Below are 25607 nucleotides of genomic sequence, written 5' to 3'. Positions count from 1 at the left end.
AATATCTATAAATATGCAAACTCGATGGATTGTTTAATTTCATTTTTTTTATATTTAACCTGAAAGTCAACACCTTATAAAGGAAAGCCTTGGAATTTATAACTAGGCCTTAATTAATTCCTGCTTAAGGAACTCCATGTTTAATACCCTTTCATGATTAAGCAGAAAACCGGTAACATTGCCCGATGCTTCTACCTTAAATAGTATTGAACCGTGAGACGTAGAAAATGCGCCTTCACTATCGGGAGGGCTGGCAATAAAGGGTTCGCTATTTTTAAGTTTGTAATATAATATTCCTTTTTCTGTAAAGAATGTTATAGTGGCTTTTAAAGCCTTGCAGTAAAATGTTCCGGCATATTTATCATATAGTGTGAAGTCGGGTTCTTTGTCCATACGATTATAAACACTGTCTTCCTCACTGGTGACAATGTGCAACTGTGTAGCCTTACCTGCTTCGAAATTACTAAAAGCAAGATTGGCACCGGCAATTTCAAAATGGTGGGTTTCATTTGAAGGTTTCACCAGTACACTGGTGAGATCCCACAGTTGTGTAAGCCTCAGCGTTCCATTCTCAACCACAATTGCTATGGTAAAGCCCGGTGTAAGTTCATAATTACCGGCGTAGCTTTCCAAAAGTGATGGGCTTACCGTAATGGTTTTATCTTCATCGTTCTGTTTTTCCGTAATACTGTTCTCTACCTTTGGATAGTCGTATGTATCACCCAATAACAGGTCAACGGCTGCGCCTAATATCTCATAACGTTTAAAATCGTCATCATTTCCTAAAATTACTACCCCAATTTTTTCTGCCGGGAAATAAGCGGTTATGGGATGAAAGCCTACCACATCACCACCATGGCTAATCATCGTGCGCCCGGCATATTTAAAATTAAAAAGTCCCTTAGTATAGGCAAAACCTTTACCCTGAGCCGGATTCTCAGCTGTCATCGTATTCCAGAAAGCTGGTCCGAATACACGGTGTGATTCCATTTCAGCTAACCACTTTTGTAAATCCTTTGCTGTGCTGTAGACACCTGCGCCACCTACTGCATATTCATCTACATCACTTGGATTATAATGTGTTCCGTCATTTTGATAACCCGCAGCGGCATTTTTCACTTTGTTGTCCGGTTTTGTAACATAGCGCGTATCTTTCATCCCCAGGGGCTTAAAGATATTTTTTTCTGCAAAAAGCGCGACACTCTGACCCGATACCTTTTCTACAATCTGCGCCAGGCACCAGTAACCCGAATTACTGTAGCTCCACTTTTCTCCGGGCTGGTAGTTTAGTTCCTGTGCCGTGAGCATGTCTTTAATGGCAGATGAATTATATTCATCTGATTTCTCACCTCTAAACATTGCAAGGGCACGATGGTCTTTAAGGCCTGCGGTGTGGTTCAGCAGTTGGTTAATTGTTATTTTTTCGGCATACTCTGGAAATTCCGGCATATACTTTCTAAGGTTATCATCAAGGCTTAGCTTGCCCTGTTTTTCCAAAAGTACGATACATGCAGCCGTAAATTGCTTGGATGTGGATGCAAGTGCAAATACCGTTTTATCAGTTATCTTCTCTTTCTTTTCAAGATTGGCATATCCCGCATTTCTGCTGTAAAGGGTTTTACCATTTTTACTCACTAAAACGGCGAAGCCGGGTATCTCTTTTCCTGCGTATAGCTTTACGATAGAATCAATAGGCTTTAAATAATCCTGAGCGTGTAATTGCGCTGTAATAAAGGTAATTGCCAGAAGCAATATATTTTTTTTCATTTCTAAATTTTATGTATTCAATAGTTCCATTCCATTTTAAAATACCCCATGATGGGCACATCATTTCTTTCGTATCCCCGAGCCGATAACCTCACCATACTGCAACATTTCCAGCTTTACATCGCCATTTTCTAAGGCCGTAAAACGCAGTACACCATCGGTACCTCCTTGTCTTACAGCCTGAAATTCATTTGCAGTGACAGGAAAAAAGCGCATATCCCAGGGTATTTTGCCTGAGTTGTGAATAAGGTGTCCGTCGAGATAAGTTATTAGCTGCACTTCTTCCGGATTTTTATCATCGGTATAAGATCCTGCATATTTTTTCAGGTCGCTTTCGGGCAGGGTTATTTTTTTCCTGAACTCTTCAACAAGAGGCTTACCGTCCAGTATCTGCCTGATGTTCTCAAAAGGACAGGTTCCCATTTTAAAATTCTGGAGTGTAATAACTGTCCTGTCCCTAATCATGTCGTGGTATATAAACGTAGCATAACCTCCCCAGCCGCCGGTATGCCCGAATGAAAAAGTGCCGTCTGCTTTGGCTACATCTAATCCGAAGCCATAATAGAGTTTTTTTCCATCGGCCATTTTAATCATTTCTGTCATTTCCCCAAATTCGGCAGCGTTAAAAAGGGTGTTGTTTTTTAGTGCATTTATCCATATCAGAAGATCTTCGGCATTAGAGTGAACTTTTGCACTTCCTATTATACCATCTAAGTAATAAACCATGTCGTTGCCCCCAGGATCTTTTTCGGGAGTAATTTTAGCAAACGAATTTTTAGCCCATATATAACCCGGCGCGTAGTTTTTTAGCTTCTTTGGATTTAGGTATGGGTTGTACACAAAGGTCTTTTTCATGCCCAGTGGCTTAAATATATTTTCGGAAAGAAAAACCTCGTAGTTTTTGCCCGAAGCCTTTTCTATAATACTTGCCAGCAGGGCATAATTGGTATTATTGTACTGGTGCCTGCTGCCGGGCATAAACTTAAGTGTATCCTGCCTTTCTGCATAAAATTGTATAACATCTCTGTTTGTAGCAATCATGGTCTTGTCCCAGGTTTTTGGCATATCAACGATATATTCGGGTATGCCGCTGGTATGCCGCAACAGGTCGTAAATCGTTACCTTATCCCATCTGGAAAGTTCGGGTATATATTTTGGCAGCTTGTCAGTATAGTTCAGTTTCCCCTGTCTTTTGAGCAGCATAATCGCTGCGGCAGTAAATTGCTTGGAGCAGGATGCTAACTCAAATATAGTATGGGGATCATTGGCTTTTTTAGTAGACTCATTACTATAGCCGTAGCCTTTCTGTAGCAAAATTTTTCCCTTTTCGGTAATTATTACGGTACCATTAAATTGGTTTTGCTCATATAGCATTGTAAAGATGCTGTCAAGCTCTTGTGTTCGCCTGTCCGATTGGGCAGACAGCACAAAGGGAATTAAAATAATGAAACAGTAAAAAAAAAGTCCTTTCATAATAGTAGTACTATTCGTTTTTGATTGATGATTGACGAGTGCAAATATAAACAAAACACCAATTGGTGTCTTAGTTCTGAATGAATTTTTCTTAAATTGCGTCATCATTCACACTACCCATGGAAAATAAAACAGGAGGCGGACAGTTAAGAAATAAGGAAAGAAGTAAATTGAAATTTTTAGATGCAGTGGGTACAATACTTAAAACCCACGGACATGCCGGCTTAAAAATCAACGCTATTGCAGCCACGGCAGGCGTAGATAAAAAAATGATTTACAGCTACTTTGGCGGCTTGGATGGCTTAGTGGATGAATACATACGCAGGCAGGATTTTTGGAGCAATGCAAAAAATGACCAAGCACCTCCCCAAATTACCGACGGAGGGAAAGCAATCGCCCAGCAGCTGCTTTTGCAGCAATTCGATTATGTGTTGAAAAATGAGGGGCTGCAAAAACTCTTGCTTTGGCGACTGTCTGAAGAACGAAGCTCATTACGTACATGGACGGACAACCAGGAAGCTAATGGTGAACAACTTTTTAAGTATGTTGCTGACATACATTTTGGAGAAAATGCAAGGCAATTCCGTGCCATTATGGCCATTATGATTTCAGGGCTATACTATCTTGATTTGTATTCAATGGTAAATGGAAGTACATTTTGTGGTATCGATGTCAAAAGCGAAGAAGGTCGTTCAGAAATAGAAAAAGCCATTGCATTTATAATAGATCAATCTTATGATAATTTGTAGGCTTGCACCCTACCGATATATTGAATTAAACGGCTGATTCTTCCTGTTGTATTTTAAGTTTTACAGCAGGATATACCATTACAACTAATTCTTTAGAAATTAAACTACATCCGGTAAGTGTAAACTGCTATAAAAACAGGCGCAAACAACTACATATACAGGCACTGAGGCACTGGTATACCTAGACTTCGTTGTAATTTAAAAGCTAAACTGTAATCTTTTTTGAGCCTGCTTTAAGTTACTACTAATATTTTTAATATGGGGCGATTTATGTGTCAACTAATTTTAGGACTATACATTTACTGATCTTACCATTTTCCCTCCTCTTTATAACACTACTTTCTTACGCATTTGTTATCTTTGCATGCTTTAAAAAAACAGATAATCCATGCGCATATCTTACAATTGGTTAAAACAATTCATTAAACTCGACTGGAAATCAGAAGAAACTGCCGCCCTGCTTACAGACCTGGGCCTTGAGGTAGAAGGTGTTGATAAATATGAGTCGCTTAAGGGCGGCCTTGAAGGCGTTGTAGTAGGCCATGTGCTTACCTGCGTGCAACATCCTAATGCTGATAGGCTACGTGTTACTACTGTAGACCTGGGCGATGGCAATGCCCCTGTGCAGATAGTATGCGGCGCGCCAAATGTGGCTGCCGGCCAAAAGGTTCCTGTGGCTACCATAGGCACTACACTATATGACAAAGAGGGTAACGCATTCCAGATCAAGAAAGGCAAGATACGCGGTGAAGAAAGCCACGGCATGATTTGCGCTGAAGACGAGCTTGGGCTTGGCGAAGGCCACGATGGTATCCTTGTATTAGATGCACACCTTGCTCCCGGCACGCCTGCTGCAAAACTTTTTGATATTGTAACCGACGAGGTTTTTGAGATAGGCCTTACGCCAAACCGTGCTGATGCAATGAGCCACCTGGGTGTAGCACGCGACCTGAAAGCCGGCCTTAACCAAAAGAATGTTCATACTGAGTTGATAACACCATCGGTAAGTAACTTCCGTGTAGACAAGCGTATTCTTAAAATGGATATCCGTGTAGAAGATACTAAACTGGCACCACGCTACTGCGGTGTTACTATAGTGGGACTTACAGTAAAACCATCTCCCGCATGGCTGCAAAACAAGCTTAAAGCTATTGGCCTTACGCCAAAAAATAATATTGTAGACGTTACGAATTATGTACTGCACGAACTTGGCCAGCCACTACATGCTTTTGACGCTGCCAAAATAAAAGGTAACAAAGTAATTGTAAAGCCTGCGGTTGAGGGTACAAAATTTGTTACCCTTGATGATGTAGAGCGCACATTAAGCAATGAAGATCTTGTTATTGCTGACGAAAATGGCCCTATGTGCATTGCAGGTGTTATGGGCGGAAAAGCATCGGGTGTTACAGAGAGTACGTCGGCTATATTTTTAGAGAGTGCTTACTTTAACCCGGTTTCAATACGCAAAACAGCAAAACGTCTCGGCATCAGCAGCGATGCTTCGTTTCGTTTTGAGCGCGGTATCGACCCTAACATTACACAATATGCCCTTAAACGTGCAGCTCTGCTGATACAGGAAACTGGTGGAGGCGAAATTACCATGGATATTGAAGACCAGTATCCGCGTAAGATAGAAGACCACTCGGTTTTCCTTAACTTTGATAGTGTAACCCGCACCATCGGGCAGGATATTGGTAAGGAAACCATAAAAAAAATACTGGTATCGCTGGATATCAAGATAAACAGCATGTCAGAAAAAGGCCTTGGCCTTGTTATCCCATCATACCGTGTAGATGTAGAACGCGAAATTGATGTTATAGAAGAAATACTGCGTATTTATGGTTATAACAACATCAACTTTACACAAAAGCTTAACGCTTCTATTTCAAACTCATCGCGTACAGAAGACTACAAACTGCAGAATATTGTGGCAAACCAGCTTACTGCACTTGGGTTTAATGAAATGATGGCTAACAGCCTTACAACGCCTGATTATGTAGCACTTTCAGAAAATCTGAATGAAGAATTTAATGTACAGATGCTTAACCCGCTAAGTAGCGACCTTTCTGTAATGAGGCAATCATTACTGTTTAGTGCTCTCGAAGCGGTTTCGTTCAACATTAACCGCCGCAGGGCCGATTTGAAATTGTTCGAATTTGGCAAAAGCTACCACAAGCTTCCTTCGGGCTATACTGAGAATAAACATTTAACGCTTACTGTAACCGGTAACCGCCAAAACGAAAGCTGGACAGCACCACAAAAAGGTGCCGACTTCTTTATGTTTAAAGGTTATATTACACAATTATTAGGCAGGCTGGGTATTGATAAAGTTCAAAGCCAGCCATTAGCAAATGATGTATTTGCAGAAGGTGTAGCTTATAGCGTAGGAACTGAGTTAATTGTTGAATTTGGAACAATTAAAAAGCCTGTACTTAAACATTTTGACGTTAAGCAGGATGTGCTGTTTGCCGATTTTAACTGGGCAGCAATTACTAAACTGGTATCAGGTAAAATTAAGTTTAGCGAAATATCTAAATTCCCTGAGGTACGCCGTGACCTTGCTCTTTTAGTTGATTATACTGTAAGTTTTGAAAATATTTACAGAACGGCATTACTAAGCGAAAAATCTTTACTAAAAGACGTTAGCCTGTTTGACGTTTATGAAGGTAAAAACCTGCCGGAAGGCAAGAAATCTTATGCCGTAAGCTTTGTTCTTCAGGATAGCAGTAAAACCCTTACTGATGAGCAGATTGATAAGATCATGAATAAAATAAGGCAAAATCTTGAAAAGGAAACCGGCGCTCAGCTCAGGTAATTCTCTTCAAATTATGACACTACATACAATGTATAAAGGATGGCTAAAAAGCCATCCTTTTTTATTAATCCCTTAGCAATTATCTCTTTAAACATTAAGCTTTGGAAGTGTTTTTAAGTATAGTTCCTCAACTTTTTTTCGTGCCCAGTCGGTCTTTCTTAAAAATGTCAGACTGCTCTTTATGCTGGGGTTTTCATTAAAACACTTAATATTTATTAGCTCTCCCAAGGTATCAAAACCATAAAAAGATTCGAGGTCTTCGAGTATCTTTTTCAGCGTAATACCGTGCATCGGATTATTAGATTGTGGTTTTTCCATATCGTAAAGATACTATAGTTATAATAAATGTTGATGTCTCTACCCATACCTTTATAATCTTCCGGCTTATTTAAACCCTATGATTTCTTCTTCTGTAGCAATTACATCTTCTACAAACTTTCTAAAGGCAGCATATTCTGTAGTCTTAATATTATCCCAAGCTGTATTTACACTCCTTACCACTTTTAAAGAATTAGGGCTCAGTTGCTCATATTTTATGCTATACTCGTGTTTTTTATATGTAAAATTATGGTCTTGTGGTATCTCTGTAAACTTTTTGCCGTCAGCGATATTTAGTATTACCTCAGACTTGTAAGAATTTATTGTTTCATATCCCGGATAGTTAATGTCATAGTTACGTTTTTCTACAGCTATTATATCTTTAGTATAAACCCTGTCAACAAATGGTATTTCAAAAATCTTAAGGCTACCCACAGATTGAAGCTTTTCAGACACCGAAAATTTTGTCAGGTACTTTAATTCAGGATCAAAGCGTTCATTAGAAATAAGCTTACTCTCCTCAAATACAACATTTTTTGACAACTTAGAATTAAAATCTTCCTCAAAATCTTTTTTACGAACATCTGCTGTAGTAGCGTCGCTAAACGCCTGGCTATAATAAGCCTTGTGCGCACCGCTTACTATATGCGTATTTTCAAATTTTTTAGATACATCGTCAATTGTAATCTTACTCAGGCTGTTTATAGTAGATGGCAGTGCATTTGTAAACGGCAGGCTTATTAATGTTGATTTTTCATTTTCTGCTTTGTCGAAAGAAATCACAAGTGCTTTAGCCCTGTAAAGGCTTGATGGCAATGCCTTAAATGGCAGGTAATTATCTGTCATTTCAAGAAACTGTTCTTTACCATTTAAAAACACCCTTACAATACAATGGTTAAAACTTACCGATGGCAATACAAGCGCTTCCGTCCCCAGGTCATTGGTTTGAACAAGAACAAGATTAGCTTTTAGCCCGGCACGCTCTGCCATGGCTACAAAAAGTGTAGAAAGGTCTTTACAGTCGCCCAGCTTTGTAGTAATGGTTTTAGAAGGCTTTTGCGGTACATATCCACTTTGTCTAAAGTCAAGAGAACTATATGTAATATTTTCCTCAATATACTTGTATATTTTATAAGCAATTTCTTCTTCTTTTATGCCTTGTGTACCTTTAGGAAATATTTCATTATATACCTTAATTGCTATATTATCCATTTTTATGTTCTTACGCACCATATCAGCATACCAGTTAGATATATCAGCCCAGGATTTTATTGAACTTATAGATATTTTGTTTGCAGTATCATCATATTTAGGTGCGTAATTTTCATCCAGAGGCATTGTTGGCGTATTTTTTAACTCCCAACTTGTATAAGTACGGTTATTAGGCAACTTACGGGTTTTAGAATCTATACCCCCATTTGTAATATTATGTGCAAACGTAACATCGTTAGGATAAATAACACCAAAAATTGTATGCACAGTGGGATAAAGACCATTAAAATAGTAATCTAAAGTAAAATCTTTATAAAATCGCCCACTTCCATTTTCAGTATCGTCATACTCAATATGTAGCACATCTCCCACTTTAAGATTAGTAAATACAACGGTACCATAGTTTTGCTCACCTGGTTGTACACTACCATCAGGCTTTACAATTTCAGCTTTAATAACGTTAACACCACTTCCTATATTATACTCTTTCATTTGTTCGATTCCTTTTTCACCGGTAATCTCATAAACATAAGTAACCTTGGTTTTTCGGCCTCCCTCAGGCAGTATATTTACAATATATTCGTCCAGTAGCATTGCTACCCCATAATCGCCTGTAAGCTTAGAGTTTCTGCGTTGTTTTATTACACTATAAACATCTTTAATGGCTACTTCTTCTATTTCATCAGGCACTTTGGTAATGTCATATAAAGTTTTTCTTAAAGAAGAATTTCCTGAGTAATGTAAAAGCGATTTTCTAAAATATTTTTCTGCTTCTTTTGTATTTTTAAGTGAGTTAAGTGCTTTTCCTTTCTTCTCCATCATCATATATGAATAAGGGAAATTATTAAGTGCCGTATCTGCATATTTTACGGCATCTTCATATCTATTATCATTTTTTGCAAGAATAATAGCATCATTGTAAGATGTGTTAAAATAAGGATAACGATCTATTTTTTCATTGACCAGCTTCTTAACATCATCTTTCCTGCTCATCGAATTATAATAACTTATAAGCGCATTTGTAGCCGAAGTGTTTTCTCTTGTTTTTAAAAGATTTTCAAGAATGCTTACCGTTTTATCTTTATCATTTTTAATAGAAGCATAAAGCCCTGCGAAAGAAGTAATAAATTTATCATTATGGTGGGACTGAGCAAGCAGTTCATCTATTTTTTTGAATGAAAGGTCGATATCAGAGTTTCGTAAGGCAATTATATAATCATAAAGAAGTACATAAAGCGGAGACTGCATATTTTCTGCTTTATGCTTGTATCTTTCAAGTTCAGATATATTGGCTTCCTGTAAAAAATTACCATCTTTAAATTTAGAAATAAGGCTATAATAGTAATCTTCATCCTTAAGAAGCATATTTTTAGAAAGTTCGTCAACTTTTGCCTCATCTCCCATATGGGCATAATGGCTTATGAGCTTTACGTTTAGTAGCGAACTTAAAGGATACTTATCACTTAGCTTTTCTATAGCATCAAAAGCCAATTCGTCTTTACGGTTATAATTATAAGCGTCAAATAATAATATGGCATATAATGGGTTAGCAGGTTCTGCCTTTACTTTTTCTATCAGGTATTTTTCAAAATCTGGTGCTACCTCTACTGCATTAATTTCTGCAAGAGTATCTTTATTATAAGGCTTAAAAGTATCAAAATATTCAAGATCAGTAAAAAGATTTTGGTTATCATCACGCAATGAGGCAAAAAAATAATCATTGCCAGAACCAATTGCAGATTTAATTACTAATCTGTTCATTCCTTTTTTAAGATTGAATTTTAGTTTAAAAGCATTAAGGTCATTGAGATTTACCTTATCGTTTACATATAATTCTACATCATTAAGCAAAATTTTGATATCTCCACCAGAACAAAAATTAAGTACAACATTTTTATCTGCCGGATTATTGATAAAAGTTTGCGCATACATAATGCCTGCTCCATATTCACTCTCATTATAATAAAAGTGGCAACCTTCGGTTTGGGTAATAGCCGGATTATACCAATTAACTATGCCATTACTATTAGCATTAAATGTTTTATCATTTTTAGCATAATATTCTGCTTCATATTCAGTTTCAAGGCCGCTACCATTAAGGTTTTCAAAAACACCACAATACTGCCATTTTTCAATAGCACCCAACTTGGCAATATTAGTAATATACCCATTATTATTTAGCCTTTTCTTGTCAAACGTAGCTTTGTTATATAAAACATGAATATCATTTTTATATTCTTCCTGACTTGCGATGAAGTCCATCTTTAAATATGCAAGATCGTCAAATCCCTCACTATTTACAGCACCTGGACCAAAAGGATAATACCATACAGGATAAAGAAGATTTTTACTTTCAGGCAGTTTTGAAAATGCTTTTAAAAAAGTATCATCATAATACAGCCTGCCTAATTCTCTGTCCAGTATGGCATCCAGTATTAGCAATTCTGCACTGGTATCTTTCTTTTTTTAAGGTCTTTGTCAAAAAGCCTGCGTGCTTCTATACGCTTGTTTTGTAACAGCAAGTCCCACACCTTTTGCTGAGGCGTTTGTGCATAAATAAATCCTGTCGACAAAAACAGGAGTGCAATCAAAAAATTTTTCATATTGGTTGGTAAAAGTGGTTAATTCTTATTTTCGAGCAATGGTACAAACCTGAACTCACCAAGCTCATGCTTCTCAAACTGTGTTTCGTTTTTGCGTATCAGCAGGTTCATCATCTGGGCTTCATTTTCTCCGCCTACAGGTATTACAAGCCTTCCCCCTATTTTTAGCTGAGCCATTAGTGGTTTGGGTATCATGGGTGCGCCGGCAGTAACTATAATACTGTCAAAAGGAGCAAAATTTGGCAGGCCTTTATAACCATCTCCAAAAGAAAGGTGCTTGGGGCGCATACCCAGTTTTGGCAATAATAAAGAGGTAGATTTAAAGAGTTCGCTCTGGCGTTCTACACTATATACTTTGGCTCCCATAGTACACAATACAGCAGTCTGATAGCCGGACCCTGTACCAATTTCAAGTACTTTATGGTCTTTTTGTACTTCCAGTAACTGGCTTTGGTAAGCAACCGTATATGGCTGGGATATGGTTTGCCCTGCCCCTATGGGGAAAGCCTTATCCTGGTAGGCATAATCTTCAAAGCTGGAGTTAAGAAAAAGGTGTCGCGGAATTTTTTTAATAGCATCAAGCACATTCCTGTCGGTAATGCCTTTCTGTTCCAGAACGGTTACTAATTGATTACGAAGTCCCTGATGTTTGGCGGTGTCTCTCAAAATATAGGCAGTTTATTTTGGTAAAAATAGCAAACAAATACAGTAAAATCCAAAACAAAAATTAATAGGTTTACTATTGTCAAATACAAATAAAGGTAACCATTTAGGCTACTGATTTTTGGATATTCCACATAAATAATCTTACTTTTGTTTAAAAACTAATCCTTATGCTAAAAGTTGGCGTTTTGGGCGCAGGCCATTTAGGCAAGATACACCTGCGTTTACTAAACCAGTCTGATAAATATGAACTTGTAGGCTTTTATGATCCTAACAGCGATAATGCAGATAAAGTTTCTAAAGAATTTGGCTATACAAAATTTGATACCATTGTAGCACTTATAGCAGCTGTAGATGTGGTAGATGTAGTGACTCCTACCCTTTCGCACTACGACTGCGCAAAACAGGTAATAGAAGCCGGCAAACACATATTTATAGAAAAGCCCATATCTAATACTATTGAAGAGGCAGATGATATTATAACCCTGGCGAATAAATATAACATTAAAGGCCAGGTAGGCCACGTAGAGCGCTTTAATCCCGCCTTTACGGCCACTAAAGCCAAGATCGAAAACCCGATGTTTATTGAAACACACCGCCTGGCAGAGTTTAACCCGCGCGGTACAGATGTACCGGTAGTGCTTGACCTCATGATACATGATATCGACGTGATACTTAGCGTGGTAAAATCTCCGGTTAAAAACATCAATGCCAGTGGTGTATCGGTTATCAGCGAAACCCCTGATATTGCCAATGCCCGCATTGAGTTTGAAAATGGCTGTGTGGCTAATCTTACCGCAAGCCGTATATCATTGAAGAATATGCGTAAGTCACGTTTCTTCCAAAAGGACGCCTATATATCGGTAGACTTTTTAGATAAAGTATGTGAAGTGGTAAAAATGAAGGACGCTCCGGAAGTACCTGGAGATTTTGATATGATACTACAAAATGCCGAGGGTCTAAAAAAACAGATTTACTTTGAAAATCCTGATGTAGCTGCAAACAATGCCATACTCGACGAGCTTGAAACCTTTGCAGATGCCATAAACAATAATACTACCCCGGTAGTTACTCTTGAAGATGGTACCGAAGCACTAAGGGTAGCTTATAAAATTATTGACTGTTTTAAGAAGTAACCTCACGTTTAAAATAATTGCGGATACTTACACTATCCGCAATTTCTATAAATAACCAAACCCAAACAACAAACAAACGATATGAAAAACATTGCAGTAATAGGCGCCGGCACCATGGGTAACGGTATAGCCCATACTTTTGCACAAAGTGGCTTTAATGTAAAGCTTATTGATGTTTCAGAAAAATCATTAGATAAAGGTATGGCTACCATTGCTGCCAACCTCGACCGTATGGTGGCTAAAGGAGCCATTACTGAAGAAGATAAATTCAAAACCATCAGCAACATCATTACTTATACTGATATTCAGGATGGTGTAGTAAACGTTGACCTTGTGGTAGAAGCGGCTACAGAAAATGTAGACCTTAAGCTTAAGATTTTTAAAGACCTGGATAGCTATTGCGATGCTAATACAATATTAGCTACCAATACATCTTCAATTTCAATAACACAAATAGCAGCCGTAACTAACAGGCAGGATAAAGTTATTGGTATGCACTTTATGAACCCTGTGCCTATTATGAAATTGGTAGAGATCATTCGTGGGTACAACACCTCTGATGAAGTTACTAAGAGCATAATGGATTTGAGCGAAAAACTGGGTAAAGTTCCTGTAGAAGTTAACGACTACCCTGGCTTTGTGGCAAACCGCATCCTGATGCCTATGATTAATGAGGCCATAGAAGCCTTGTATAATGGCGTTGCAGGCGTTTACGAAATAGATACAGTAATGAAACTGGGTATGGCACACCCAATGGGGCCGCTACAGTTAGCCGACTTTATTGGCCTTGATGTTTGTCTTTCTATACTGCACGTAATGCACGATGGCTTTAAAAACCCTAAGTATGCTCCTTGCCCACTTTTAGTAAACATGGTACGCGCAGGTAAGCTGGGCGTAAAATCTGGCGAAGGTTTTTATGACTATAGCGAAAGCAAAAAAGCTGAGAAAGTAGCGTATAAGAAGTAGGCTGTGATTGTCACAGTTTTGCAGTAGAAAGCGTTCAATGCGTATAAATACTAATAATAATACTGCTCACTCGCCGTCATTGCGAGGAGGAACGACGAAGCAATCTTAATTTTATACTTTATAAGATTGCTTCGTTCCTCGCAATGACAATACGCAAAACCGCGTCAGACAAATTTAATAACCCAAAACTTTAAACAAACCCCTTGGCAACAATAGTACCATTTAAAGCAGTACGCCCGGCGCGCGATAAAGTAACCCTGGTAACCTGCCGGTCATATGACGAATACAGCCCAGCCGAACTTGCATCGCAGCTGGATTATAATCCGTACTCGTTTTTGCACGTGCTTAACCCTGCTTATGTAAATATGCACAAGTTGTCTGAAACGGTGCGCTTTAAATCGGTTCACACAAAATACAGGGAATATAAAGATGAGGAAATACTAAAACAGGAGGCAGCTCCTGTGTTCTACCTGTATGAAATTCAAAGTAAGAATAAGACGTTTACAGGGATAATAGCCGGTACATCTATTGCAGATTACCAGGACAACATTATTAAAAAGCACGAAGATACTCTTGCCTATCGGGTAGAGTATTTTAAAGATTACCTGCACCAAACGGGTTTTAACACAGAGCCTGTGCTTATTACCTACCCTGACAATCCCGAACTTAAAAACTGGATTACACAGCGAAAACAAAAACGTCCGCTATACCTGTTTTCTTCGCTTAACCGCGATAAGCACACGCTATGGCGTATTCGTGATGAACAGGAAATACAATGGCTGCAAAAACAGTTCGGCAATATAGAAAGCCTTTATATAGCCGACGGTCACCATAGATCTGCTTCGGCAGAACTACTGTATGAGCAGGACAAATCATCAGGTAATGTCAATCTTGATTATTTTATGAGTTTTCTTATTGCAGAAAGCGACCTTAAAATATATGAATACAACCGCCTGGTGCACGACCTTAACGGACTTACAAAAAGCCAATTTTTAAAAGCCTTAGCTAAGGATTTCGATATCGAAAACCGCCACATGGAGCTTTGGAAACCTGAACAAAAATTTGAATTTGGGATGTACCTTGGTGGCGAATTTTACGCGCTGAAACTTAAGGATAAACAATTTGAATCTGCAATAGAAAGCCTTGATGCACAAATACTTTATACCAAAGTACTTCAACCGTTACTTGGCATAAACGATTTGCGAAATGATGAGCGCATTGCCTACATTCCCGGCAATAAACCCATCACGACCATTAAGGAAATGGTAGACGAAGGTACATTCGCTGTAGGCTTTATGCTGTATCCTGCTTCCATCAATGAAATAAAACAATTAGCAGATAACAATCTTATCATGCCGCCAAAAAGCACATACATTGAACCAAAGTTCAGGAGCGGGCTGGTGGTGTATGAGTTATGACTAAATTAATTGTATAGATGTCTGAACAAGTAAATATACACTACAAAAAAAGCACTACTATTTTTAATCTACTTTTTGTGGGAATGGTTGTCGCAGTTTGCATCTTATTAACGATAAACCATGTTATCTTAGGTCTTGTTTTAACTTTGCTGTTTATTTTTCACATTACTTTATTTATAACTAATTTTATTGGATTAGTCCGTAGAAATCCCCCTCTAATTATTTCTAAAGAAGGCATAACATATACTACTTACAATATTTTTATTAGCACAGAACAAATAAATTCAATTTCTTATACATGCAATAAGAAAGATTATATTGATATTAATCTAAAAGAAAGTATTAGCAAATATTCTTTACCTAAGACGGTATTCGGAAAAATAATGATTAGTGGTGGAGGATTAAATTTTAGCAGTAAAACTAATATCAAAATTCTATTACATGGATTAGACATCAATGCAAAAGAATTTAAAAAAATCCTGATTGATCAAAAACTAAACAAAATAAATCAACGTGTCAATACAAAATAACCTACTCGAAATAAAAGCCTCACTCCCGCCCCACGTTACCCTTGTAGCCGTGAGCAAAACAAAGCCTGTGCCTGATTTAATGGAAGCCTACAGCGCTGGGCAACGCATTTTTGGCGAGAACAAAGTACAGGAAATGGTAGAGAAATGGGAACAAATGCCAAAGGATATACAATGGCATATGATAGGCCATTTACAATCCAACAAAGTAAAGTACATGGTACCTTTTGTTAGCCTTATACATGGTGTGGACAGCCTTAAGTTACTAACCGAAATAAACAGGCAGGCCAAACGCTACCGTAAGGTTATCAATTGTTTACTACAAGTTCATATCGCCGAAGAAGATACTAAATTCGGGCTAAGTGAAGCTGAACTTAACGAGTTATTAGATTCAGAAGAGTTCAGACAAATGGAAAATATTTGCATTACAGGACTTATGGGTATGGCTACTTTTACTGATGATGAAGTGCAGATTAAAAAAGAGTTTACACACCTTAAGGCGATTTTTGACCGCCTGAGTGAGCAACCACAAACCCTGAACTATAAACCACAAACAATTAGTATGGGAATGAGCGGCGATTACCCGATTGCTATTGATTGTGGCAGTACCATGGTACGTATTGGCAGCAGCATTTTTGGTGGCAGGTAAGGCCGTTTTATTTCTTTTTGTAATACGTTAATTAGTGCTTTTGCACAGAAAATTGCGTACATTTACGAACTTTGTAATGTTAAACCTGATACTTTTTTCTTGTACGCAATACTTGACATAGAAACTACAGGGGGACAATTTAATGAGGAAGGCATCACCGAGATAGCCATATATAAATATGACGGCCATGAGGTAGTAGATCAGTTTATAAGCCTTGTTAACCCCGAAAAACCCATACAGCCCTTTGTGGTAAAACTTACCGGCATTAATAATGCCATGCTGCGTAGCGCACCCAAGTTTTATGAAGTGGCGAAGCGCATTATCGAAATTACCGATGGCTGCATTATTGTAGCCCACAACGCCCAGTTTGACTACCGTGTATTACGCACTGAGTTCAGGAATCTGGGTTTTGACTTCGAAAAACAAACCCTTTGTACTGTAGAGCTCAGCCAAAAACTAATGCCCGAACAGCCATCGCACAGCCTGGGTAAACTGGTGCGCGCACTGGGCATCCCTATGAGCGACAGGCACCGTGCTACCGGTGATGCACTTGCTACCGTGCAGCTGTTTAAAATGCTGTTGCAAAAAGATGTAGAAAAGGAAATTGTAAAAGCACTCATTAAAACAGAGGGCGAGAAAAAAGGGCTTGCCCCACGCCTTAAAGACCTGCTGGACAGTATCCCATCTATAACAGGTGTGTATTATATATACAAAGAAGATGGTACGCTGATTTACCTTGGCAAGAGCCGTAATATTAAAAAGCGCGTTAACCAGCACTTTACAGGTACATCGCGCAAGTCAAAACGCATTCAGCGTGAAGCCTTTACCACTACCTACGAAGAAACGGGCAGCGAACTTATTGCCCTGCTTAAAGAATGCCAGGAGATTAAGGTTAACAAACCTATCCTAAACCGTGCTGAAAAGAAAACGGTATTCCCTCTATCCCTTTATCCTGTTAAAGATGCTGATGGCTATATAGCCCTTAAGCTTGAAAAAACTGACGGCCGCAAGAAAGAGATCATCTCATTTCCCGGCCCGGTAGAAGCTAAAAGTGCGCAATACCGCATTACTGAAAAATACAAGTTGTGCCAAAAGATTAATGGCATGGACCCGACTATAAAAACAGCCTGTTTTCCGTATGAACTGGGTGGTTGTAATGGTGCCTGCATTCATAAAGAAGCACCGGGAGATTATAACGCAAGGGTTATAGAATTCATTAATGCTAATAGTTTTTATAACCAGAGTATTATAATTATAGACCGCGGACGTACTATAGAAGAACGTAGCGCTGTATTGATAGAAAATGGTATTTATAAAGGCTATGCATTCTTTAATTTAAACTATCAGGTCAATAAAATAGACATCCTTAAAAATATCCTTATACCAATGGAGAACAGCAAGGATGCCAAGAAAATAATACAGGAGTACATCCGTAAAAAGAAAGCGCTTAAAACCATCCGTTTTTAGCAGATTCCTTATCTTTAGTATATGGATACACCCCAATCTACAAAAGGAGGCCTATTGCCCGAAAAGCAACGTGACCGGCTGCATACCATAATTTATGAAGCCGACACACCGCTGGGCAAAACCTTTGACATTATACTACTCTTTGTAATTCTGCTTAGCATAGTTGCCATAATGCTAGAAACTGTTGCCCCCATCAGGGTTAAGTACGGTTATGCACTAGGTGTAATAGAATGGGTGGTTACCATATTTTTTACCATAGAATACATAGGGCGCATAGCATCGTTAAGGCAGCCTTTAAAATACATCTTCAGTTTTTACGGCATCATCGACCTGCTGGCTACAATTCCCATGTATGTCGGCTTTATTTTCCCGGGGTATGGGTATCGTTTTCTTATATCCATAAGAGCTATACGCTTACTTCGAGTTTTCAGGATACTAAAGCTTACCCACTTTGTAGGTGCCGGAAACCAGCTTACTGCAGCCCTTAAAAAAAGCAGGGAAAAAATAGCTGTTTTCCTGTTTAGCGTTATGGTTATCTGTATCATCCTGGGTACACTTATGTATATGGTTGAAGGGCCTGAAAGCGGTTTTACAAGCATCCCTACCAGTATTTACTGGACTATTGTAACGCTAACTACTGTAGGTTTTGGCGATATTACACCGCTTACACCACTTGGCCAATTCATATCTGTAATTATCATGATAATGGGCTACGGCATTATAGCTGTACCTACAGGCCTTGTTACAGCACAGTTTATAAATAATGCTGCTCCGCCACAGCTAAACACACAAGCCTGTCCTAATTGTGGTGCACAGCAACATCGCGATGATGCCAAATTTTGCTATAAATGTGGCTCATTGATAAACCCAGATAAAACACAAAATGCCAAGTAAATACCTGATAACCGTTGTAGGCCCTACCGCCATTGGAAAAACCGCCATGGCTATTGAAATAGCAAAGCATTTTAACTGCGAAATTATTTCGGCAGACAGCAGGCAGTTTTTTAAGGAGATGGCAATTGGCACAGCTGTCCCCTCCACTGATGAATTAGCCCAGGCAACACATCATTTTATCCAAAACATCAGCATTTTTGAAGACTATACGGTAGGCGATTTTGAACGTGATGCTATTGCAAAGCTTGATGAACTGTTCCAATCGCATGATTATGCTGTAATGGTGGGCGGATCTGGTTTATATATCGATGCCGTACTGAAAGGTTTTGATGATTTCCCCGATATTGATCCTGCCGTGAGAATAAAGCTTATAGCTGATTATGAAGCTAAAGGAATTGAATATCTTCAGCAGGAACTCGAAAGGCTTGACGCTGTACATTATGCTAAAGTAGCAAAAGACAATCCGCAACGCCTTATGCGCGCACTTGAAGTGTGTATTGGCAGTGGCCAACCCTACTCTTCTTTCCTGAATATCAAAAAAAACAGCCGCAAGTTCACACCTGTTGTCATTGGCCTTGAAGCTGAAAGGGAATTAATGTATGACCGGATAAATCGTAGGGTAGACATCATGGTACAACAGGGCCTTATTGAAGAAGCAAGGGCTTTATACCCACATAAAAAGCTGAATGCCTTGCAAACAGTAGGCTACCGTGAATTATTCAGCTACTTTGACGGCGAAATAGCTCAGGATTTTGCTCTTGAAGAAATAAAAAAGAATACACGGCGTTTTGCCAAAAGGCAAATGACCTGGTTTAAACGTACCGAAGGAGCTAAATGGTTTGACTTTACCACTGCACCTGCGGATATTATTAATTACATAGAACACACTACTCATGCCAATAGCTACTGATTTTACATCGATATACAGCCATGACTGGGAGATAAATTTTGTACAATGTACGCCAAATGGCCTGTTAAAGCATACAGAACTTTGTAACCTGTTACAACTTACAGCCGGCTACCACGCCGAAAAAGGCGGCCTGAGTTTTACTGATATGCAGGAGCACCATCAGGCATGGGTACTGAGCCGCATGCGTGTTGAAATAGAATCGTTGCCTAAATGGCGCGATATTGTTACCGTAAAAACCTGGATTTATGATCTTCAGGGTTCACGCTCTATACGTGCGTTAGAAATGTATGTGGGCGATAAAAAAATAGTGGGCTGTGTTACCTACTGGGCTGTTTTTAATACAAAACTTCGTAAAGCCGAGGCTCTTGCATTACCACATGAACATTTTATAAAATACCCTGAAAAAGAAGCCACATCAGAATCTTTCAAGAAAGTAACACTACAACCCGATGCTAAATTGCACAGCGAGCGCAAAGTAGTACTTAGCGACCTGGATATTGTAAATCATGTTAATAATGTAAAGTACCTGGAGTGGTGCCTGGATGCCATTGATTATAAGCCGCTATTAAGACAGCAATTACTAAGCTTTGATATGAATTTTATGCGCGAACTACAGCTAGGTCAGGACGTTCAGCTTGTAGCGACACAGCAGGACAAGCAAACATTTTTCAGCATCAATAAAGAAGACAAGCCCTGCTTTGCACTGGAACTCAACTGGAAGTAATTAATATAACAATTGTACTTCTTTAAGTCCGTATTCTGCAATGGTTTCGTCTTCAAGGAGCAAACGCAGGCTGCCATTTTTAGACACCCCTTGTATGATACCCATAAACTGCCTGCCATCTTTTTCAAAAGGCATAGGTATTCCCTTTTTAAAAAGCATGCTATGATATGTATCCCATAAAGCGTCAATACTGCCGTTTAAAATAGCCGTTGTATGCCGCTTTATTTTCGCAAGAATGGCAGTCATTACTTCTTCCTTGTCAAACTCCCTTCCTGCAGCCACTAAAAGCGATGTCGCTTTTGGCAGTCCGGTAAAGTCGTGCTGGTTTATATTTATGCCAATCCCTATGACAGAATAGATGTCGCCACTACTTTTTATGATGTTTTCTATCAAAACCCCGCCAAGCTTTTTATTAACTGCCAAAATGTCGTTTGGCCATTTTACAGAAAGTGCCTCAATATTAAACTCAGCCAGTGCTTCTGCAATGCTTACGGCTATGGCTACATTTAGCCCAAATATGCCATTAATATCGGTAAGCAAATCCTTTATCAAAAGGCTAAACGTAAGGTTTTTACCCGCCTCTGCATTCCACTGCGCGCCCATTTGCCCCCTACCGGCCGTCTGATGCTCTGCAACTGCTACAGTAAAGTTTTCAACATTGCCTGTAGACAAAAGCTGTTTAAGAAAATCATTTGTAGAGTTTATGGCACTGAGTTTGATAATATTCATTTAAAAAGATATCAGCTTTTTGTGTTTTTTCTTGTATATTTAGGTTCAAAATTAAACACAAAAAATGGTAACTTTGCGTAATATATAAAATTTTAGATGGCAAAAAAAAATGTAAGCAATGATGATTTGTTAGCAAATATCATCAAAGGGATAGAAGAAGTAAAAGGTAATGATATTGACATCCTGGACCTTAGGGAAATAGATAATACTGTTTGCGATTATTTTGTAATATGTAATGGTACCAGTAACACCCAGGTTAATGCCATAGTACACTCTATACAAAAAGTAGTATCTAAAGAACTTAAAGACAAGCCATGGCACGTAGAAGGTACTGAGAATGGCGAATGGGTTCTTATGGACTATGTAAATATTGTGGTACACGTGTTCCAAAAGCACATTAGAGAATACTATAATATAGAAAGCCTTTGGGGAGACGCCCGTATTACGTCTATAGCTAACAATTACTAAAAGAAGAAAAGCAATCCATGTCAAAAGATAATAAACCAAACAAGCTGAAAATAAGCCCATGGGTTATTTATGGCGGTATACTCTTAATGTTCCTGGGTATCAATTATTTTTCAGGAGCAACAACCTGGAGCGAGCCAAAGGAAATTTCACTTTCTAAATTCTACACGTATCTGGATCAAAAACAAGTTGATAAGGTTGTAGTTTATAATAAAACGGAAGCTGAGGTTTACCTTAATAAGCAAGCACTCACAAACCCATTGCACAAAGATGTTGAGAAAGATGTTTTTAAAAATGAAAACACAAAAGGCCCTCATTATCTTGTACAAATTGGTAACGACGAGCTTTTCCAGAAAAAACTGGATGAGGCAACTTCTAAAGGTTTCCTTACTTCTTACGACTATAAAACAAAAGGCAACTATATGGAATGGATCGTTGGTATCCTTCCGTTAATTGTTCTTGCCGGTATATGGCTGTTTATGATGCGCAGGATGGCTGGCGGCGGTGCCGGTGGCGGTGGCGGCCAAATTTTTAATATTGGAAAAAGCAAGGCTAAACTCTTTGACGAAAAAAACGATATTAAAGTTACTTTTAAAGACGTAGCAGGCCTTGAAGGTGCTAAAGAAGAAATTCAGGAGATTGTTGAATTTCTTAGAAATCCTGAAAAATATACCAACATTGGTGGTAAAATACCAAAAGGAGCTTTACTTGTAGGCCCTCCGGGAACTGGTAAAACCCTACTGGCAAAAGCCGTTGCAGGCGAAGCTAAAGTACCATTCTTCTCGCTATCAGGTTCAGATTTTGTTGAGATGTTTGTGGGTGTTGGTGCAAGCCGTGTTCGCGACCTGTTTAAGCAGGCCAAAGAAAAATCTCCTGCAATCATATTTATTGACGAGATTGATGCTGTAGGCCGTGCCCGTGGTAAAAACAACTTTAGCGGATCTAATGATGAACGCGAAAATACACTTAACCAGCTACTGACAGAGATGGATGGTTTTGGCACCAATACAAATGTTATTGTACTTGCCGCGACTAACCGTGCAGATGTACTTGACAAAGCACTTATGCGTGCCGGACGTTTTGACAGGCAAATTTATGTAGACCTTCCGGACATTCGTGAGCGTAGGGAGATATTTGAAGTACACCTTAAGCCACTTAAGAAATCCGAAGACCTTGATACAGAATTCCTTGCCAAGCAAACTCCAGGATTTAGCGGTGCTGACATTGCAAATGTTTGTAACGAAGCTGCCCTTGTAGCTGCCCGTAAAGACAAAAAAGCGGTTGATAAACAAGATTTCCTTGATGCGGTGGACCGTATTGTAGGTGGCCTTGAAAAGAAAAATAAGATTGTTTCTACCGAAGAAAAACGCGCTATTGCAATACACGAAGCAGGCCATGCAACAGTTAGCTGGATGCTAGAGCACGCTGCCCCTCTTGTTAAGGTTACTATAGTACCGCGCGGACAAAGCCTGGGTGCTGCATGGTATCTGCCTGAGGAGAGACTTATTGTAAGACCAGACCAGATGCTTGACGAGATGTGTGCAACTATGGGTGGACGTGCTGCTGAAAAAGTTATTTTTAACAGGATATCTACAGGCGCACTTAGCGATCTTGAAAAAGTTACAAGACAAGCCCGTGCCATGGTTACCATATATGGACTTAATGAGAAACTGGGCAACGTTACATATTATGACAGTACAGGCCAAAGTGAATATAACTTCTCTAAGCCTTATTCTGAAGAAACCGCACAACTGATAGATAAAGAAATATCAGCACTTATTGAAGGAGAATATCAGCGAGCTATCCAGATATTGAACGATAACAAGGATAAACTTCTTAAGCTTGCCGATATCCTTATTGAGAGGGAAGTTATTTTTAAAGATGACCTTGAAGAAATTTTTGGCAAAAGGCCTTTTGAAAAATCAGGTGCTGAAGTAGTTACCGAAGCGTAGTTACGAAAAACATAAATAAACACTAAAAATCTTAATTCGATTGCGAAATTGAATTAAGATTTTTTTATCTTTGAATTTAAAGCAAAAACGGGGATTTAACGAGGATGAGCCTATTCAAGAAAATTTTTGGCACAGGAGAAGTTTCAGGAGAAGAGAAAAATGCAGATGCAAATCACTTTCTTCCTGAACAGGATTTACCTGTAGACGAAATGTTTACGCTAAATTTTAAGAAAAACGGCGGTAAGTTTATTTACTGCGATAATATAGGAGAAGTACATGAGCAGTTTTTAAACGTGCTTGAAGAAAATGACTGGTTTGAGTGCGAAGCCCTTTGTTTTGAGCCAAAACTCTATTCTCTTCTTGACGAAAACAAGCTCATCTACGATAAGCCACACCATCCTAAATTTATATTAGCTACCTGCGAAAGCCTTGTTGCAGAAGAAGGTTCTATACTGTTTTCTTCAAAACAAATAAAGCAATACAAACCCAGCGACCTGCCGGACAATATGATTATCTATGCTACCACCAGCCAGATACTGGGCAACAAGAGCGATTGCTTACGATCTATTAAAATAAAATACGACAAAGAATATCCTACTAATATTACAGCCATAAAATATTTTGAAAAAGCAAAAGATGAAGATTTTCTTCATTACGGCAGTGTTGCCAAAAACCTGTACCTCTTGCTTTTAGAAGACCTGTAGTATGAACGAAAGCCTTACCCGATCGATATCAGGATTAGTCTATATCGTACTTTTAATAGGTGCCACGTTACTCTCCCCTACAAGTTTTGTAATGCTGTTTAGCATATTTATGTTAGTTGCGGTTTATGAATTTTGTAAACTTTCTAGCTTAAAGGGTGTCTTACCTTATGTAATGGCGGGTATAGGAATAATTCTTTTCGGAATTTTTAGGAGCAGCAATTTTTATACTAACCTTTTATTAAATATAGGGGCGCTAGTTGTATCTTTTAGCTTACTAATCGAACTTTTTTCTGTCGATACGCCTAAGCTAAAAGACAGTACTGCAAAATATGTTCGCCTTACAGGCTATGTTATTATTCCTTTTCTGCTCATCATCAAATTACCTTTTATTGATGGCAACGCTGCTTTTACTTTTAATCCTTATGTAATTATAGGTATGTTCGTGCTTATATGGGCTAATGATACTTTTGCTTATATTGTAGGTAAAAGCATTGGGAAGAATAAGCTGTTTGAGCGTATTTCGCCTAAAAAAACCATTGAGGGCTTTATTGGCGGCGTAATTTTTACAGTTGCCGGTGCTTATATATTAGGCTTATATTACACTTTCCTTACACCAATGCAATGGATGGCTTTTGCCGCAATCCTTTCTATATTTGGCACTTTGGGCGATTTAGTAGAATCAAAACTTAAACGTGCTGCCGGTGTTAAAGACAGTGGTAACATAATGCCGGGGCATGGTGGTATATTAGACCGCCTTGACAGTGTTTTGTTTGCAATACCTTTCTTATTTTTGTATTACCAAATCTTAAAATATGTTTCATAAAGAAGGAGCTAAAATTATTTTCGGAGCCCTGGCTATTTCAGTAGCTATTGTGCTTTTATCAGAACAATTCATACACAGCTTTTGGCTGCTGAAAATTGTACAAATCACAGTACTCGTATTTCTTATACTGATACTTCAGTTTTTCAGGAATCCAAGGCGTCATGTAATTGCCACAGACCACAACATCATAGCGCCGGTAGACGGCAAAGTGGTAGTGATCGAAGAGGTTTACGAACCGGAATATTTTAAAGACAAACGCCTGCAGGTATCTATCTTTATGTCGCCCATAAATGTGCACGTAACGCGCTATGCAGTAAATGGACTTGTAAAATTTAGTAAGTACCATGCCGGTAAATATCTTGTAGCATGGCATCCAAAAGCCAGTGAAGAAAACGAACGTACTACTGTAGTAATAGAAAACAATCTTTTTGGAGAGGTACTATACCGCCAGATAGCAGGTGCACTTGCCCGCAGAATTGTAAACTATGCACAGCAGGGCATGCAGGTAGTACAGGGTACAGATGCAGGCTTTATAAAATTTGGGTCGAGGGTAGATTTATTCTTACCTTTAGGTACTGAGGTAAATGTAAAACTGAACCAAAAAGCAATAGGCGGTAAAACCATTATAGCAACTAAAGCATAA

General features: G+C 38.7%; 23 protein-coding genes. 16 read left to right on the top strand and 7 right to left on the bottom strand.

Annotated features, from left to right (window positions below; all coding sequences use genetic code 11):
- Positions 1-102: 102 nt before the first annotated feature.
- On the bottom strand, positions 103-1767 hold the full coding sequence (locus tag DYH63_RS06890) for a serine hydrolase (RefSeq protein WP_116788108.1): 1665 nt from the start codon (positions 1765-1767) through the stop codon (positions 103-105).
- A gap of 60 nt (positions 1768-1827) precedes the next feature.
- A complete protein-coding gene (locus DYH63_RS06885; RefSeq protein WP_162926952.1) occupies positions 1828-3240 on the bottom strand; it encodes a serine hydrolase domain-containing protein in 1413 nt (470 codons plus the stop codon).
- A gap of 119 nt (positions 3241-3359) precedes the next feature.
- Here DYH63_RS06885 and DYH63_RS06880 point away from each other — a divergent pair, with 119 nt between their 5' ends.
- Together DYH63_RS06880 and pheT are read left to right on the top strand one after the other, a co-directional pair.
- On the top strand, positions 3360-3989 hold the full coding sequence (locus DYH63_RS06880) for a TetR/AcrR family transcriptional regulator (RefSeq protein ID WP_116788106.1): 630 nt from the start codon (positions 3360-3362) through the stop codon (positions 3987-3989).
- A 388-nt stretch (positions 3990-4377) separates the two neighbouring features.
- A complete protein-coding gene (gene pheT, locus DYH63_RS06875; RefSeq protein ID WP_116788105.1) occupies positions 4378-6804 on the top strand; it encodes a phenylalanine--tRNA ligase subunit beta in 2427 nt (808 codons plus the stop codon).
- A gap of 87 nt (positions 6805-6891) precedes the next feature.
- On the opposite strand, the gene DYH63_RS06870 is transcribed toward pheT, so the two are convergent.
- From DYH63_RS06870 to DYH63_RS06860, 4 genes are all read right to left on the bottom strand, one after another.
- Entirely contained in the window at positions 6892-7122 is a 231-nt protein-coding gene (locus tag DYH63_RS06870; protein WP_116788104.1) for a VF530 family protein, read from the bottom strand.
- A gap of 66 nt (positions 7123-7188) precedes the next feature.
- Positions 7189-10776: a transglutaminase domain-containing protein gene (locus DYH63_RS06865; RefSeq protein WP_116788103.1), complete on the bottom strand. Its 3588-nt coding sequence runs from the start codon at positions 10774-10776 to the stop codon at positions 7189-7191.
- Complete coding sequence (locus DYH63_RS21260) at positions 10770-10937, bottom strand: hypothetical protein (RefSeq protein ID WP_162926951.1); 168 nt, start codon at positions 10935-10937, stop codon at positions 10770-10772. The genes DYH63_RS06865 and DYH63_RS21260 overlap by 7 nt, the downstream gene beginning before the upstream one ends.
- Before the next feature lie 18 nt (positions 10938-10955).
- Entirely contained in the window at positions 10956-11603 is a 648-nt protein-coding gene (locus DYH63_RS06860) for a protein-L-isoaspartate(D-aspartate) O-methyltransferase (RefSeq protein WP_116788102.1), read from the bottom strand.
- Positions 11604-11770: 167 nt separating this feature from the next.
- On the opposite strand from DYH63_RS06860, the gene DYH63_RS06855 reads away from it, so the two are divergent.
- The 9 genes from DYH63_RS06855 to DYH63_RS06815 all read left to right on the top strand — a co-directional run bounded on the left by DYH63_RS06855 (position 11771) and on the right by DYH63_RS06815 (position 20291).
- Entirely contained in the window at positions 11771-12736 is a 966-nt protein-coding gene (locus DYH63_RS06855) for a Gfo/Idh/MocA family protein (RefSeq protein WP_116788101.1), read from the top strand.
- Between the two features lie 81 nt (positions 12737-12817).
- A complete protein-coding gene (locus DYH63_RS06850) occupies positions 12818-13702 on the top strand; it encodes a 3-hydroxyacyl-CoA dehydrogenase family protein (RefSeq protein ID WP_116788100.1) in 885 nt (294 codons plus the stop codon).
- Positions 13703-13905: 203 nt separating this feature from the next.
- Positions 13906-15120 (top strand): DUF1015 domain-containing protein, encoded by a 1215-nt coding sequence (locus DYH63_RS06845; RefSeq protein WP_116788099.1) that lies wholly within the window; start codon positions 13906-13908, stop codon positions 15118-15120.
- 17 nt (positions 15121-15137) lie between these two features.
- Positions 15138-15650 (top strand): hypothetical protein, encoded by a 513-nt coding sequence (locus tag DYH63_RS06840; protein ID WP_116788098.1) that lies wholly within the window; start codon positions 15138-15140, stop codon positions 15648-15650.
- A complete protein-coding gene (locus DYH63_RS06835) occupies positions 15634-16296 on the top strand; it encodes a YggS family pyridoxal phosphate-dependent enzyme (protein WP_116788097.1) in 663 nt (220 codons plus the stop codon). The genes DYH63_RS06840 and DYH63_RS06835 overlap by 17 nt, the downstream gene beginning before the upstream one ends.
- Positions 16297-16395: 99 nt before the next feature.
- Complete coding sequence (locus DYH63_RS06830; protein ID WP_116788096.1) at positions 16396-17763, top strand: exonuclease domain-containing protein; 1368 nt, start codon at positions 16396-16398, stop codon at positions 17761-17763.
- 21 nt (positions 17764-17784) lie between these two features.
- Positions 17785-18657 (top strand): ion transporter, encoded by an 873-nt coding sequence (locus tag DYH63_RS06825; protein ID WP_116788095.1) that lies wholly within the window; start codon positions 17785-17787, stop codon positions 18655-18657.
- Positions 18647-19567 (top strand): tRNA (adenosine(37)-N6)-dimethylallyltransferase MiaA, encoded by a 921-nt coding sequence (gene miaA, locus DYH63_RS06820; RefSeq protein WP_116788094.1) that lies wholly within the window; start codon positions 18647-18649, stop codon positions 19565-19567. Before DYH63_RS06825 ends, miaA begins: the two co-directional genes overlap by 11 nt.
- The gene (locus DYH63_RS06815; RefSeq protein ID WP_116788093.1) at positions 19551-20291 is read left to right on the top strand and encodes an acyl-[acyl-carrier-protein] thioesterase; all 741 of its coding nucleotides are present in this window, start codon (positions 19551-19553) and stop codon (positions 20289-20291) included. The genes miaA and DYH63_RS06815 overlap by 17 nt, the downstream gene beginning before the upstream one ends.
- Here the strand turns inward: DYH63_RS06815 and DYH63_RS06810 are convergent, their stop codons facing one another.
- A complete protein-coding gene (locus tag DYH63_RS06810) occupies positions 20292-21020 on the bottom strand; it encodes a biotin--[acetyl-CoA-carboxylase] ligase (RefSeq protein WP_116788092.1) in 729 nt (242 codons plus the stop codon).
- A gap of 96 nt (positions 21021-21116) precedes the next feature.
- On the opposite strand from DYH63_RS06810, the gene rsfS reads away from it, so the two are divergent.
- The 5 genes from rsfS to DYH63_RS06785 all read left to right on the top strand — a co-directional run bounded on the left by rsfS (position 21117) and on the right by DYH63_RS06785 (position 25607).
- Entirely contained in the window at positions 21117-21488 is a 372-nt protein-coding gene (rsfS, locus tag DYH63_RS06805) for a ribosome silencing factor (protein WP_116788091.1), read from the top strand.
- Positions 21489-21505: 17 nt separating this feature from the next.
- Positions 21506-23437, top strand: coding sequence for an ATP-dependent zinc metalloprotease FtsH (gene ftsH / locus DYH63_RS06800; RefSeq protein ID WP_116788090.1), 1932 nt, complete (start codon positions 21506-21508; stop codon positions 23435-23437).
- Positions 23438-23541: 104 nt separating this feature from the next.
- Positions 23542-24141 (top strand): lactate utilization protein B/C, encoded by a 600-nt coding sequence (locus DYH63_RS06795; RefSeq protein WP_116788089.1) that lies wholly within the window; start codon positions 23542-23544, stop codon positions 24139-24141.
- A gap of 1 nt (position 24142) precedes the next feature.
- On the top strand, positions 24143-24964 hold the full coding sequence (locus DYH63_RS06790) for a phosphatidate cytidylyltransferase (RefSeq protein ID WP_116788088.1): 822 nt from the start codon (positions 24143-24145) through the stop codon (positions 24962-24964).
- Positions 24954-25607 carry a phosphatidylserine decarboxylase family protein gene (locus DYH63_RS06785; protein ID WP_116788087.1) on the top strand — a complete coding sequence of 218 codons (654 nt, stop codon included), beginning with the start codon at positions 24954-24956 and terminating at the stop codon, positions 25605-25607. The genes DYH63_RS06790 and DYH63_RS06785 overlap by 11 nt, the downstream gene beginning before the upstream one ends.

It is taken from the genome of Flavobacterium psychrotrophum, assembly GCF_003403075.1.
Classification (GTDB): Bacteria; Bacteroidota; Bacteroidia; order Flavobacteriales; family Flavobacteriaceae; genus Flavobacterium; species Flavobacterium psychrotrophum.
Note: the sequence above shows the minus strand (reverse complement) of the source record. Positions and strands in the feature narration are given on the sequence as shown.

Excerpts from the sequence above, each read along its gene's own strand:
- DYH63_RS06890 (WP_116788108.1), bottom strand. The coding sequence starts at position 1,767 with ATGAAAAAAAATATATTGCTTCTGGCAATTACCTTTATTACAGCGCAA.
- DYH63_RS06885 (WP_162926952.1), bottom strand. The coding sequence starts at position 3,240 with ATGAAAGGACTTTTTTTTTACTGTTTCATTATTTTAATTCCCTTTGTG.
- DYH63_RS06880 (WP_116788106.1), top strand. The coding sequence starts at position 3,360 with ATGGAAAATAAAACAGGAGGCGGACAGTTAAGAAATAAGGAAAGAAGT.
- pheT (WP_116788105.1), top strand. The coding sequence starts at position 4,378 with ATGCGCATATCTTACAATTGGTTAAAACAATTCATTAAACTCGACTGG.
- DYH63_RS06870 (WP_116788104.1), bottom strand. The coding sequence starts at position 7,122 with ATGGAAAAACCACAATCTAATAATCCGATGCACGGTATTACGCTGAAA.
- DYH63_RS21260 (WP_162926951.1), bottom strand. The coding sequence starts at position 10,937 with ATGAAAAATTTTTTGATTGCACTCCTGTTTTTGTCGACAGGATTTATT.
- DYH63_RS06855 (WP_116788101.1), top strand. The coding sequence starts at position 11,771 with ATGCTAAAAGTTGGCGTTTTGGGCGCAGGCCATTTAGGCAAGATACAC.
- DYH63_RS06850 (WP_116788100.1), top strand. The coding sequence starts at position 12,818 with ATGAAAAACATTGCAGTAATAGGCGCCGGCACCATGGGTAACGGTATA.
- DYH63_RS06840 (WP_116788098.1), top strand. The coding sequence starts at position 15,138 with ATGTCTGAACAAGTAAATATACACTACAAAAAAAGCACTACTATTTTT.
- DYH63_RS06825 (WP_116788095.1), top strand. The coding sequence starts at position 17,785 with ATGGATACACCCCAATCTACAAAAGGAGGCCTATTGCCCGAAAAGCAA.
- miaA (WP_116788094.1), top strand. The coding sequence starts at position 18,647 with ATGCCAAGTAAATACCTGATAACCGTTGTAGGCCCTACCGCCATTGGA.
- DYH63_RS06815 (WP_116788093.1), top strand. The coding sequence starts at position 19,551 with ATGCCAATAGCTACTGATTTTACATCGATATACAGCCATGACTGGGAG.
- DYH63_RS06810 (WP_116788092.1), bottom strand. The coding sequence starts at position 21,020 with ATGAATATTATCAAACTCAGTGCCATAAACTCTACAAATGATTTTCTT.
- rsfS (WP_116788091.1), top strand. The coding sequence starts at position 21,117 with ATGGCAAAAAAAAATGTAAGCAATGATGATTTGTTAGCAAATATCATC.
- ftsH (WP_116788090.1), top strand. The coding sequence starts at position 21,506 with ATGTCAAAAGATAATAAACCAAACAAGCTGAAAATAAGCCCATGGGTT.
- DYH63_RS06795 (WP_116788089.1), top strand. The coding sequence starts at position 23,542 with ATGAGCCTATTCAAGAAAATTTTTGGCACAGGAGAAGTTTCAGGAGAA.
- DYH63_RS06790 (WP_116788088.1), top strand. The coding sequence starts at position 24,143 with ATGAACGAAAGCCTTACCCGATCGATATCAGGATTAGTCTATATCGTA.
- DYH63_RS06785 (WP_116788087.1), top strand. The coding sequence starts at position 24,954 with ATGTTTCATAAAGAAGGAGCTAAAATTATTTTCGGAGCCCTGGCTATT.